This window comes from Nonomuraea sp. ATR24, assembly GCF_041950485.1.
GTDB lineage: Bacteria > Actinomycetota > Actinomycetes > Streptosporangiales > Streptosporangiaceae > Nonomuraea > Nonomuraea ceibae.
Window position 1 is genome coordinate 324361 of record NZ_JBGNUU010000004.1, and the last position, 11796, is coordinate 336156.

The following is an 11796-nucleotide window of genomic DNA, read 5'->3' on the forward strand; positions in this document are numbered from 1 at the left end:
ACCGCGCGCTACTCTTGGCTGCTGTGCCTGTTTACGCCGCCTACGGCAGCAACATGGACCCGGAGCAGATGGCCATGCGCGCCCCTCACTCCCCGGTGCGGGGCGTGGGCTGGCTGCCCGGCTGGCGTCTGACCTTCGGCGGGGAGATCTTCGGCTGGGAAGGCGCGATCGCCACCATCGTGGAGGACCCGGAGGACCACGTCTTCGTCGTCCTCTATGACGTGCCGGAGTTCGACGAGACCTCGCTCGACCAGTGGGAGGGCGCCTCGCGGGGCCTGTTCCACAAGGTGCGGCTGCGGGTGCAGACGCTCGACGGCGAGGTCGTGGCCTGGGTCTACGTGCTCGACGGCTACGAGGGCGGCCTGCCGTCGGCGCGCTACCTCGGCGTGCTGGCCGACGCCGCCGAGCGGGCCGGCGCGCCCGACGACTACGTCAAAGAGCTGCGCGGCCGGCCCTGCAAGAGCTCGCCTAGCTGAGCGGCTGGTCCTTCGTCTCCTTCAGCGCGAACACGTACACCAGCGTGGAGATCAGCGCGAGCGCGGACATGTACCAGGGGAACAGGTAGGAGGCGTCGGCGTCCTTCATCGCGGTGCCGATCAGCGGCGCCGTGCCGCCGAAGATCGCCACGGTCAGCGAGTACGGGAAGCCCGCGCCGGCCGCCCGGACCCGGGTCGGGAACAGCTCGGAGTTCACCGCGGCCGAGATCGAGGTGAAGCAGCCGAGGAAGACCATGCCGATGAGCTGGATGACCAGCAGGCTGGCGAACGCGTCGGTCAGCAGGCCGAGCAGCGGCACCGGCAGGATCGTGAACCCGAGGCCGAAGGTGATCAGCATCGGCTTGCGCCCGATCTTGTCCGACAGCATGCCGAGCAGCGGCTGCAGCACCATGAAGAAGACCAGCGAGATCGTGCCCACGGTGAGCGAGTCGGCCTTGTCGAAGTTCACGTTCTGCTGGGCGTAGGTCGGCAGGAACGTGGTCCACGTGTAGTAGGCGACGGTGCCGGCGATCGTGATGCCGACGATGAGCGCGGCCTTGCTCGGGTAGCGCACCAGGAACTCGAAGAGCTTGGGCCGCTCGGCCCGGCCTTCCTGGATGTCGGTGGCGACGGTGCTGGTCTCCTCGGCGCCCTTGCGGATCCACAGGCCGACGAGGCTGATCAGCGCGCCGAACAGGAACGGGATGCGCCAGCCGTAGGAGTCCATGGCCGGTTCGGCGAGCAGCGTGGCGAGCAGCGCGGCCAGGCCGGAGGCGAGGAGCTGGCCGATGGTGGTGCTCACGTACTGGAAGCTGGAGAACAGGCCGCGGCGGCCGGAGGGCGCCGACTCGACGAGGAACGTGGTGGCGGCGGCGAACTCGCCGCCCACCGACAGGCCCTGGATCAGCCGCGCCAGCGTGAGGATGATCGGCGCGAGCACCCCGGCCTGCGCGTACGTGGGCGTCACGGCGAGGATCAGCGAACCGACGCCCATCAGGATGATCGTGAACGTCATCGCCGCCTTGCGGCCGAACCGGTCGGCGAACGCGCCCACCAGCAGGCCGCCCAGCGGGCGCATGAAGAAGCCGACCGCGAACACGGCGAACGCGCTGAGCACCGGGACCAGGGGGTTGCCGCTGTCGGGGAAGATCTGTTGCGAGAAGTACACCGCCAGGAACGAGTACGCGTACCAGTCGTACCACTCGACGACGTTGCCGACGCTGGCGGCGAACAACTGGCGGACGCGGCTCTTCGGAATGCCGATGGGCGAAGAGGCAAGGGGGGAGGTCGCCACGTGGGCTCCTTTGCTGAACAGAGCGGAGATGGCCTACTGTGCATTCGGACGACCGAAACAGTCAAATATCTCGCCATATATTTACGAACCCGACACAGATAAGGCTCTCTGTGGATGTTCTCGACCGGCGGCTGATCGCCGCACTCCAGGTCAGCCCCCGCGCCCCCTGGGGCGAGATCGGCCGGGCGATCGGCGAGCACGAACGGACCGTCGCCCGCCGCCTGCAACGGCTCCTGGCCGAGGGCGTGGTGCGCGTCACCGCCATCTACGACGACCTGCGCTCGGGTCACGGCCGTCCCGTCCACCTGCACGCCCAGGTGCGCCCCGGAATGGCGCGCAAGGTCGCCGAAGCCCTCGCCGCCCGGCCCGACACCCGGTCCGTCTACTCCCTGACCGGCGCCACCGACGTCGGCAGCGAGCTCGTCGCCCCCTCCCGCGAGGACCTGCACGACATCCTGTCCGCGCAGATCAGCGCCATCGACGGCGTCGCCCAGACGCAGACCCAGGTCGTCCTGCACACCTTCCGCACCGTCGCCGAATGGCACGCGCCCTACCTCACCGAGCAGGAGGTCGCCGAGCTGCGGCCCCCGCCGCCCGCCGAGTGCCTGCCCGACGAGGACGGCCTGTCCCCGCTGGAGCAGGAGATCGCCGAACTGCTGGCCGCCGACGGGCGGATCGCGTTCACCACGATCGCCGAACGGCTCGACCTGTCCGTGCCCACCGCCAGGCGCCGCGTCGCCTCCCTGCTCGAACGGCGGGTGCTGCTCCCCCGGGCCGAGGTCGAGCCCGCGCTGATCGGCCTGGCCGTCGAGGCCCAGCTCTGGCTCAAGGTCCGCCCGTACGGGCTGGACCGGGTCGGGCAGACGCTGGCCGCGCACCCCAACGTGCGCTACTGCGCCGCCACCACCGGGACGCACGCGCTGATCGTCCAGGTCGCCACCGCGCACGAGGCCGACCTGTACCGGTTCCTGTCGGGCGTCGTCGGGTTGCTCGACGAGGTCACCGACGTCAATGTCACTCTCATAACCCGCGCCTACAAGCGCGGGCATCTGCACAAGTCCGGCCTGCTCACCTTGGAGAGAACACCATGACCCCTGCCGAGCACGAGGTAGCCGACCTCTGCGTGGAGCTCATCCGCGTCGACAGCAGCAACTACGGGGACGGCTCCGGCCCCGGCGAGCGGGCCGCGGCCGAGGTGGTGATGGCGAGGCTGGCCGAGGTCGGCGTCGAGGCCACCTACATCGAGAGCGCCCCCGGCCGGGGCAACGTGATCACCCGCGTCGAGGGCTCGGACCCGTCGCTCCCGGCCCTGCTCGTGCACGGCCACCTCGACGTGGTCCCCGCCAACGCGGCCGACTGGACCGTCGACCCGTTCGCCGGCGAGGTGCGCGACGGCTACATCTGGGGCCGGGGCGCGGTCGACATGAAGGACATGGACGCGATGATGCTGGCCGTGCTGCGCCAGCTCAAGCGCGAGGGCCGCAGGCCGCGCCGCGACCTGGTGTTCGCCTGGGTCGCCGACGAGGAGGCCGGCGGCGTCTACGGCGCCAAGCACCTGACGAAGCACCACCCCGAGCTGTTCGAGGGCGTCACCGAGGCGATCAGCGAGGTCGGCGGCTACTCGCTGGAGGTCGACCCGTCGCTGCGGCTCTACCTCATCGAGACCGCCCAGAAGGGCCTGGCCTGGATGAAGCTGATCGCCGACGGCACCGCTGGCCACGGCTCCATGCTCAACTCCGACAACGCGGTCACCGAGATCGCCAAGGCCGTGGCCAGGATCGGCGCCCACGACTGGCCGATCACCCTCACGCCGACCGTGCGCCGCTTCCTCACCGAGGTCGCCGACGCGTTCGGGCTGCCGTTCGACGAGACGGACCCGGCGCCCATCCTGGACAAGATCGGGCCGCTCGTCCGGTTCGTCGGCGCCACGCTCAACCACACCGCCAACCCGACCCAGCTCGACGCCGGCTACAAGTCGAACGTCATCCCCGGCCAGGCCACCGCCGTGGTCGACGGGCGCTTCCTGCCGGGCCACGAGGACGACTTCTTCAAGACCATCGACACGCTCATCGGGCCGAAGGTGCGCCGCGAGTTCGTGCACCACGACATCGCGCTGGAGACCACGTTCGACGGCGCCCTGGTCGAGTCGATGATCGAGGCGCTCAAGGCCGAGGACCCGACCGCCCGCGCGGTGCCCTACTGCATGTCGGGCGGCACCGACAACAAGACCTTCTTCGCCGACCTGGGGGTGCGCGGGTTCGGGTTCGTGCCGCTGCGGCTGCCCGCGGACATGGACTTCGCCTCGATGTTCCACGGCGTGGACGAGCGGGTCCCGGTCGAGGCCCTGCAGTTCGGGGTGCGGGTCCTGGACAGGCTCCTCCTAAACTACTAAGGGTGACTAACGACCCGTACACCCTGGCCGGGGAGGCCGCCGCGGCGCTGAAGGCCGCGGCTGGTCTCGACACCTTCGACGTGGCCCTCGTGATGGGCTCCGGCTGGGTGCCGGCCGCCGACGCGATCGGCGCGACGGTCGCCGAGATCCCGTTCACCGACCTGCCCGGCTTCTCGGCGCCCGCCGTGGCCGGGCACGGCGGCAAGATCCGCGTCATCCGCACCGACGGCGGCCGCCACGCGCTGGTCTTCCTCGGCCGCAGCCACCTGTACGAGGGCCGCGGCGTCGACTCCGTCGTCCACGGCGTGCGCACCGCCGCGGCGGCCGGGGTGCGCACGGTCGTGCTGACCAACGCGGCCGGCGGGCTGCGGCCCGAGACGCAGAAGGTCGGCGACCCCGTCCTGATCAGCGACCACATCAACCTGACCGGCGTCAACCCGATCACCGGCACCACGTTCCTCGACCTGACCGAGGTCTACTCCAAGCGGCTGCGCGAGCTGGTCCGCGAGATCGACCCGAGCCTCGACGAGGGCGTCTACGTGGCCTTCCGCGGCCCCACCTACGAGACGCCCGCCGAGATCCGCATGCTGCGCACGCTGGGCGGCGACATGATCGGCATGTCCACCGTGCTGGAGGCCATCGCGGCCCGCGAGGCCGGGCTGGACGTGCTCGGCGTCTCCCTCGTCACCAACCCCGGGGCCGGGCTGGCGGGCGACCCGCTCGACCACGAGGAGGTCCTGGAGGTCGGCCGCGCCACCGCCACCCGGATGGGCGAGCTGCTGGCCAAGGTGGTCGACCGGCTGTGAGCCTCACCGACCGGGCCCGCGCCTGGCTGGCGCAGGACCCCGACCCCGACACGCGCGCCGAGCTGTCGGCCCTGCTGGAGCGCGGCGACACCGCGGCCCTGCGCGACCGGTTCGACGCCAAGCTGGAGTTCGGCACCGCCGGGCTGCGCGGCGAGCTCGGCGCCGGCCCCAACCGGATGAACCGGGTCACGGTCATGCGCGCCGCCGCCGGGCTCGCCCGGGTGCTCGGCCCCGGCAAGCACGTGGTGATCGGCTACGACGCCCGCCACAAGTCCGACGTGTTCGCCCGCGACACGGCGGCCGTGCTCACCGGCGCCGGGCTGCACGCCTCGCTGCTGCCCGGCCCGCTGCCCACGCCGGTGCTCGCCTTCGCCGTGCGCCACCTCGACGCCGACGCCGGCGTCACCGTCACCGCCAGCCACAACCCGCCGCGCGACAACGGCTACAAGGTCTACTGGGGCGACGGCTCCCAGATCGTGCCGCCGATCGACAGCGAGATCTCCGCCGCCATCGACGCCGTCGGCCCGGTGGACGAGCTGCCGCTGCACGGCCCCGGCTCGCTGACGGAGCTGGGCGACTCCATCGTCGACGACTACATCGACGCGGTCGTCGCGCTGCCGCTCGGCGACGCCCGCGACCTGCGCGTGGCCTACACGCCGCTGCACGGCGTCGGCTCCGCCACGCTGACCGGCGCCTTCCTCGCGGCCGGGTTCGAGACCCCGATGGCCGTCGAGGAGCAGCGCAACCCCGACCCGGACTTCCCCACCGTGGCGTTCCCCAACCCGGAGGAGCCGGGCGCGATGGACCTGGCCGTCGCCCTGGCCCGCAAGCTGGGCTCCGACCTGGTGCTGGCCAACGACCCCGACGCCGACCGCTGCGCCGTGGCCGTGCCGCTCGGCGACGGCGCGTTCCGCATGCTGACCGGCGACGAGGTGGGCGGCCTGCTCGCCGAGCACGTCATCACCCACACCACCGGCGACCGCATGGTGGCGACCACGATCGTCTCCTCGACCCTGCTGTCCAAGATCGCCCACGCCCACGGCGTCCGCTACGGCGAGACGCTGACGGGCTTCAAGTGGATCATCAAGGCGGGTCCCGGCCTGGTCTTCGGCTACGAGGAGGCGATCGGCTACAGCGTCGGCTCGGCCGAGGGGCTGCCGGTGCGCGACAAGGACGGCATCGGCGCCGCCCTCACCGTCGCCGCCGTGGCCGCCGAGGCCAAGCGCGCCGGCCGTACCCTGCTGGACCTGCTCGACGACCAGGCCCGCCGCTACGGGCTGCACGCCACCTCGCAGCTCTCCGTCCGGGTGGACGACCTGTCGCTGATCGCCGGCGCCATGTCCCGCCTGCGCGCCGCGCCCCCGTCCGAGCTCGGTGGCCGTACGGTGACGCGGGTCGACGACCTGAGCCGGGGCGACGGCGGGCTGCCGCCGACGGACGGGCTCCGGTTCACGCTGTCGGGCGACGCCCGCGTGGTGGTCCGCCCGTCGGGCACCGAGCCGAAGCTCAAGTGCTACCTGGAGGTGGTGGTCCCGGTGACCGGCGAGGTCGCCGAGGCCCGCGCCGAGGCCGACCGCGACCTCGCCGCGCTGAAGACCGACGTGGCGGAGGCGCTGGGCCTCTGACCCCGGGGCGCGCACAACCGGTGCACAGCCGGACACAACCATCGGTTGTGCGCCCCTAGGGTGTCCGCGTGGACACCGAGGCATGGCGATCGTTCGTCCGGGCGGCCGAGCTCGGGCAGGTGCAGCAGGCCGCCGACGAGCTGGGCGTGAGCCAGCAGGCGGTCTCCAAACGGATCGCCGCCCTGGAGCGCGAGCTGGGGGTCCGGCTGTTCGCCCGCACCCCGCGCGGGGTCGAGCTGACGCTCGACGGCCAGGCGTTCCTCCCGCACGCGCGCGGCGTCGTCGCCGGGATCGACCGCGCCGTCGCCGCGGTCAGGCCGGGCTCGCGCGCCCTGCGGATCGACGTCCTCGGCAGGCGCAGCGCGCAGGCCGTCGTCCTGCACGACTACTGGCGCGCCCGCCCCGGGACCGACCTCGACGTGGTGACGCTCCGGGTCGACGACCCGCGCGCGGCCGCCGCCGCCGTCGAGGCCGGCGAGGTGGACGCCTCGTTCCGCACCGTCACCGACCCGGCCGCGCTGCCGCGCGACCTGCGCATGATCCACGCGTTCTCCTCACCGCTGCAGCTCCTCACCGGCCCGCGCCACCCGCTCGCCGCCGCCCGCCGGCTCACGCCGGCGCAACTGCGCAAGCACCGGATCTGGATGCCCGGCATCGCGCCGCGCAGCGAGTGGTCGGAGTTCTACGACGAGCTCGCCACCGCGTTCGACCTGCGGATCGACGCGGCGGGCCCGCACTTCGGCGACGAGGTGCTGCTCGACGCCCTCGCCGACTCCGCCGACGTGGCCACCCTCGTCGGGGTGCGCGACCGGTACGTGTGGCCGGCGGGCCACGACCTGCGCCGCATCCCCATCGCCGGCCCGGCCCTCGTGTATCCGCTCTCGCTCATCCTCCCCCGGGCCAATCCGCACCCCGGACTGCACGGGATCATCGCCCACCTCGCGAGCCTGCCGGGGCCGCCCGAGCCCGCCTGGCTGCCGTCCTGGGCCGCTGCGACGCACGAGGAGGTGGGCCATGCCCGGTGACCGGCTGATACGCGTCCACAGCCCCGAGTTCCTGGCGATGGCCGAGCGGGTCCGGCGCGCCACCAAGCTGACCTCCCGGCTGAACGTGCGCCGTGCACCGGCACTGGTGAACGCCCCCTCCCGGGCTCCCATGCTCACGCCTTCGGCGCCCGCTCAGGCAGCCGGGCGAACCCCGCGGCAGCGGCCAGCACCACAGCCGCCACCACCCACCACGCCGCCCCGGCCCCGAGGCTCATGGCCAGCGGCGCCAGCGTCAGATTCGCCAGAGCCGCGCCCCCGGACCCGGCCAACGACGAGGCCGAGGCCACGGTGGCCCGCTCGTCCGAGCCGACTCGATGGTGAGCCAGCTCCGCCCTGAGCACGCCGTACGCTCCCAACCCCACGAAGAACCCCACGTAGGGCACACCCGCCAGCACCACCCCCGCCACTCCCCCCATACCGACGGCCGCCGCCCCGCCCAGCCCACCCAGCGCGACCGCCGCAACCAGCAACCCACCCACCGCCCCCCGCACCGACCCCCGCACCGACCCCTGCACCGTCCCCCGCACCATGTCCTCGCCCCGGACAGTCCCGCCCTCCGGTGCCGCGCCGCCCTTCCCGGCGGGCTCACCCTCCCGGGTTTCCCCAGCGTCCGGAGCCGCTCCGCCCCGAGCAGCCCCACCGTCCCCGTCCAGTTCGGCGCTCCGGGTGGCCGCGCTGTCCTGGGCTGCCGTGCCGTCCCCAGCCTCCGTGCCCCTCTGGACCGCAGTAGCGGGGTCGGCAGTCGCAGAGGCAGGACCGCCCGCAGGGCAGTGGGCCGCCGTAACGGGGCCGGGGGCCGTAGCGACGTCGGCTGCCGTAGCGGGATCGGGGGCCGTAGCGGGGAGGGCGGTCGTTGGGGGGAGGGCGGTCGTAGCTGGGCGGGTGGGGGTGAGGTGGCGGGCCAGGGTAGGAGCGAGGGCGCTGCCCAGGGCGCTGCCGGCGAAGCCCAGGGCGGACACGATCGCGTAGGCGGTGGCTCCCCCTTCGCCCGAGCCGGTGAGCTCGGCCAGGTGGCCGGGCACCAGCAGCTCGATGCAGGTGAGCGCCATCCCGACCACCGCCGCGACCAGCACCAGCCGCCGCAGCGGCCCGTCATGCACCGCGACCCGCACCCCGGCTGCCACCGTGACCGGCACGCCGCGCAGCACCACCGCCACCGAGGCAGGCGGCCGGGGCGGCTCCGGCATGGCGATCAGCACGACCACCAGCCACACCAGCGCGGCGACCGCCCCGAGCAGCGCGGGCAACGCCAGCGGGTCAAGCCACCCGGCCCCCGCCATGCCGGTCCCCACGCCGGCCCCCATGCCGCTGTCCATCCCGGCGGCTTCGGCTGCGAGCGGGAGGAAGCCGCCCGCCAGCACGCCGACGCCGAGCGCGACGTCCTCCATGACGTGCCCCCGAGACAGGCCAGGCCGCAGGTCGGCGCCGGGCCCCTCGACGGCGTGCAGCGTGTCCACGAACCACGCCTCCGCGGGCCCGCTGGACAGCGCCCGCGCCACTCCCAGCACCGCGCCGGCCACCGTGAACGCCCACCAGGTGCCCGCCACCGCGAGCAGCACCAGCGCCAGGGCGGTGCAGGCGGCGGAGGCGGCGAGCACCACCCGGCGCCCCACCACGTCGGCCAGCCCGCCGGTGGGCAGCTCCAGCCCGGCGATGACCAGCGAGTAGACGGTCATGACCACGCCGACCTGCACGATGGTCAGGCCCCGGTCCAGCATGAGCAGCACCAGCGGCGCGATCATCAGCCCGGCGGGCAGCCAGGTGAGAAAGCTGACGAGGGCGTAACGGCGGCACACGTCGTCCATGCCGTCACCCTAGACCGCAAAGCAAATTTTGCAAAGAGAATTTTGCGGCCTAGGGTCTGGAAGCCGTCAGGCCAGTTTGAACTGCAGCTCGGTCTCCCACTTGTTCATGTCGGGCTGCTCCTCCGGGTTCGTGTGGTAGAGCTCCAGGCGGCTGTCCCAGTGCTCGCCGTCCGGCTCCTCGCTCATGGCGAAGCGCAGCCCCCGCTCACGCGCCCAGTCGAGCAGCTCGCCGGTGACGGCCATGAGGCTGTCGGGGTGGCCGACGTGGGTGGTCCGGACGTAACGGCCCGCCGGGAGCACCCCGGCGACGAACTCGCCCTCGCCCGCCACCGGCTCGTGCACCGGCACCCCGGCCTCCACCACCAGGTCGCCGTCCAGGTCGATGACCAGGTAGCGGAAGAACGGCCCGCCGGCGGGCGGCGTGCCCCGCTCGGCCAGCCGGCCGTACAGCTCGCCGATCCGGTCGGCGACCAGGTGGAAGGTCGTCATGGTGATGGTCTTGCGGATCCCGAGGTAGTGACGCTCGGGACACTCGATGATCTCTGGCATGTTTTCCTCCTTCACCCATTACTACGAATCGGCGCCCCGGAACTCATCGGCGAGTCCGAAGAAGGAGAACAGCCCCGGGTCCAGGTACGTGGTGATGCCGGTGATCAGGCCGCCCGCCGTCTCGACGAGCACGAGCGCGAACGGCCGGCCCTCCAGATACTGCCCGTACGCGGGCCGCCCGTTGGCGGCGGTGCGCACCAGGCGCGAGCCCTCGCAGGGCGCCCCGGCGGCGGCCAGCACCCGGCGGACGTCCTCGCGCCCGCGCAGCCACCAGGCGAACGGCGGCATCGACGAGGTGGCGTCCTCGTGCAGCAGCGCGACCAGCGTCTCGACGTCGTAGCGCTCGAAGGCGTCGACGTAGCGGGCGAGCAGCTTCTCGTCCACGGCGTCGTCACCCGGCTCGGTGACGGGCAGCGCGGCGCGGGCGCGCTGGAGGGCGCTGTTGACCGCCGCGACGCCGGCGCCGAGCAGGCCGGCCACTTCGGCCGCCGACCAGCCCAGCACGTCGCGCAGGATCAGCACGGCCCGCTGCCGGGGCGGCAGGTGCTGCAACGCCGCCACGAACGCCAGCCGCACGCTCTCCCGCGACACCGCCAGCTCGGCCGGGTCCAGCAGCCGGTCGGGCACCGGGTAGACCCATGACTCGATCGGCAGCGGCTCCCCCAGGGTCGTGCCCGGCTCGGCGGCCGGGCCCAGGCCGGCGGCGAGGGCCCGGCGCCGGCTGCCGCGCAGCATGTCGAGGCAGACGTTCGTGGCGATGCGGAACAGCCATGCCCGCAGCGGCCCCCGGAGCGGGTCGAACCGGTCACGGCCGCGCCACGCCTTGGCCAGCGTCTCCTGCACCGCGTCCTCGGCCTCGTACACCGAGCCGAGCATCCGGTAGCAGTAGCCGGTCAGCTCAGCGCGGTGGCCGTCCAGGTCCATGTGGTTCGATCCCGATCTGCAGTTCCGTCACCCACTCGGCCAGGTCGTCCGGGCAGTGCAGGTAGACCTCGCGGCCCAGGTCGAGCGCGCGGTGGCCGTTGTCCTCGATCCAGTGGGCCAGCTCCTGGTAGGTGGTGCCGACCTGGTCCATCGAACCATGATGGATGACCGTCGCCGCGGCCGGCAGCCGGGGCAGGTCCACGACCTGGAGCCCGTCGTGCGTGCCGGGCCAGGCCGCCACGGGGAAGGCGGCGTGCGTCAGCACCGTCCCGTCCTCGCGGGCCTGGTAGTGGGCGATGCCCGGGCCGGCGATCGGCAGCCCGGCGGCCTCCAGCCGGTCGCAGAGCTCCTGGTAGAGCGGCTGGATGACGGGCCCGACGTGCTCGGGCCCGTAACTGGCGGCCACACCGCTGAGCTGGGCGACCCGGACCGGGGCCACCTCCTTGACGATGACCTCGACGCTCCCCATGCGGCCCTCGGTCTCGATGCTGCGCAGTCTCGACTCGACGCCGCGCAGCCTGGCCAGGTCGGCGCTGATCCGCGCCTCCAGCTCGGCGCGGCGCAGCCGGACCATCCCGTGCAGCTCCTCGGTGCTCACCTTGTCGTCGAGGATCGTCTTGACCTGCTCCAGCGTGAAGCCGAGGTCCTTGAGCGCGACGAGCCGGTTGAGCCGCGCGAGCTGGGCGGCCTGGTAGGAGCGGTATCCGGTGGCCGGGTCCACGTGCGCGGGCCGCAGCAGCCCGATCGCGTCGTAGTGCCGCAGCATGCGCACCGACACGAGCCCGAGCCTGGCGAAGTCTCCGATGCTGAACATGACCTCTCCAGATGTACGGCCTCACACGGTGTCAGAGTCCACCTCTACAGGTTATGCTGCGAAAT

The 11796-nt window shown here is 72.8% G+C and carries 11 protein-coding genes; 6 read left to right on the forward strand and 5 right to left on the reverse strand.

Features of this window, described 5'->3' with window-relative positions:
* Positions 1-23 precede the first annotated feature (23 nt).
* Complete coding sequence (locus tag ACBI99_RS12465) at positions 24-476, forward strand: gamma-glutamylcyclotransferase (protein ID WP_219499922.1); 453 nt, start codon at positions 24-26, stop codon at positions 474-476.
* On the opposite strand, the gene ACBI99_RS12470 is transcribed toward ACBI99_RS12465, so the two are convergent.
* The gene (locus ACBI99_RS12470; protein ID WP_375072337.1) at positions 469-1770 is read right to left on the reverse strand and encodes an MFS transporter; all 1302 of its coding nucleotides are present in this window, start codon (positions 1768-1770) and stop codon (positions 469-471) included. The genes ACBI99_RS12465 and ACBI99_RS12470 overlap by 8 nt on opposite strands.
* Positions 1771-1880: 110 nt before the next feature.
* On the opposite strand from ACBI99_RS12470, the gene ACBI99_RS12475 reads away from it, so the two are divergent.
* The 5 genes from ACBI99_RS12475 (at position 1881) to ACBI99_RS12495 (ending at position 7618) form a co-directional block, all read left to right on the forward strand.
* Positions 1881-2861, forward strand: coding sequence for an Lrp/AsnC family transcriptional regulator (locus tag ACBI99_RS12475; protein ID WP_357584191.1), 981 nt, complete (start codon positions 1881-1883; stop codon positions 2859-2861).
* Positions 2858-4162: a M20/M25/M40 family metallo-hydrolase gene (locus tag ACBI99_RS12480; RefSeq protein ID WP_219499925.1), complete on the forward strand. Its 1305-nt coding sequence runs from the start codon at positions 2858-2860 to the stop codon at positions 4160-4162. The genes ACBI99_RS12475 and ACBI99_RS12480 overlap by 4 nt, the downstream gene beginning before the upstream one ends.
* 2 nt (positions 4163-4164) lie before the next feature.
* The gene (locus ACBI99_RS12485; RefSeq protein ID WP_219499926.1) at positions 4165-4968 is read left to right on the forward strand and encodes a purine-nucleoside phosphorylase; all 804 of its coding nucleotides are present in this window, start codon (positions 4165-4167) and stop codon (positions 4966-4968) included.
* Complete coding sequence (locus ACBI99_RS12490; protein WP_219499928.1) at positions 4965-6593, forward strand: phospho-sugar mutase; 1629 nt, start codon at positions 4965-4967, stop codon at positions 6591-6593. Before ACBI99_RS12485 ends, ACBI99_RS12490 begins: the two co-directional genes overlap by 4 nt.
* 68 nt (positions 6594-6661) lie before the next feature.
* Positions 6662-7618, forward strand: a complete 957-nt coding sequence (locus ACBI99_RS12495; protein WP_219499930.1) for a LysR family transcriptional regulator — start codon at positions 6662-6664, stop codon at positions 7616-7618.
* A gap of 134 nt (positions 7619-7752) precedes the next feature.
* On the opposite strand, the gene ACBI99_RS12500 is transcribed toward ACBI99_RS12495, so the two are convergent.
* The 4 genes from ACBI99_RS12500 to ACBI99_RS12515 all read right to left on the reverse strand — a co-directional run bounded on the left by ACBI99_RS12500 (position 7753) and on the right by ACBI99_RS12515 (position 11731).
* The gene (locus ACBI99_RS12500; RefSeq protein WP_375072338.1) at positions 7753-9444 is read right to left on the reverse strand and encodes an MFS transporter; all 1692 of its coding nucleotides are present in this window, start codon (positions 9442-9444) and stop codon (positions 7753-7755) included.
* Positions 9445-9510: 66 nt separating this feature from the next.
* Positions 9511-9993, reverse strand: coding sequence for a GyrI-like domain-containing protein (locus tag ACBI99_RS12505; protein ID WP_375072339.1), 483 nt, complete (start codon positions 9991-9993; stop codon positions 9511-9513).
* Positions 9994-10014: 21 nt separating this feature from the next.
* Positions 10015-10917, reverse strand: a complete 903-nt coding sequence (locus ACBI99_RS12510) for a sigma-70 family RNA polymerase sigma factor (protein WP_375072340.1) — start codon at positions 10915-10917, stop codon at positions 10015-10017.
* On the reverse strand, positions 10892-11731 hold the full coding sequence (locus ACBI99_RS12515) for a MerR family transcriptional regulator (RefSeq protein ID WP_375072341.1): 840 nt from the start codon (positions 11729-11731) through the stop codon (positions 10892-10894). Before ACBI99_RS12515 ends, ACBI99_RS12510 begins: the two co-directional genes overlap by 26 nt.
* Positions 11732-11796: the final 65 nt, after the last annotated feature.

Coding starts and splice junctions, on each gene's coding strand:
- ACBI99_RS12480 (WP_219499925.1), top strand. CDS start 2,858: ATGACCCCTGCCGAGCACGAGGTAGCCGACCTCTGCGTGGAGCTCATC.
- ACBI99_RS12500 (WP_375072338.1), bottom strand. CDS start 9,444: ATGGACGACGTGTGCCGCCGTTACGCCCTCGTCAGCTTTCTCACCTGG.
- ACBI99_RS12505 (WP_375072339.1), bottom strand. CDS start 9,993: ATGCCAGAGATCATCGAGTGTCCCGAGCGTCACTACCTCGGGATCCGC.
- ACBI99_RS12510 (WP_375072340.1), bottom strand. CDS start 10,917: ATGGACCTGGACGGCCACCGCGCTGAGCTGACCGGCTACTGCTACCGG.
- ACBI99_RS12515 (WP_375072341.1), bottom strand. CDS start 11,731: ATGTTCAGCATCGGAGACTTCGCCAGGCTCGGGCTCGTGTCGGTGCGC.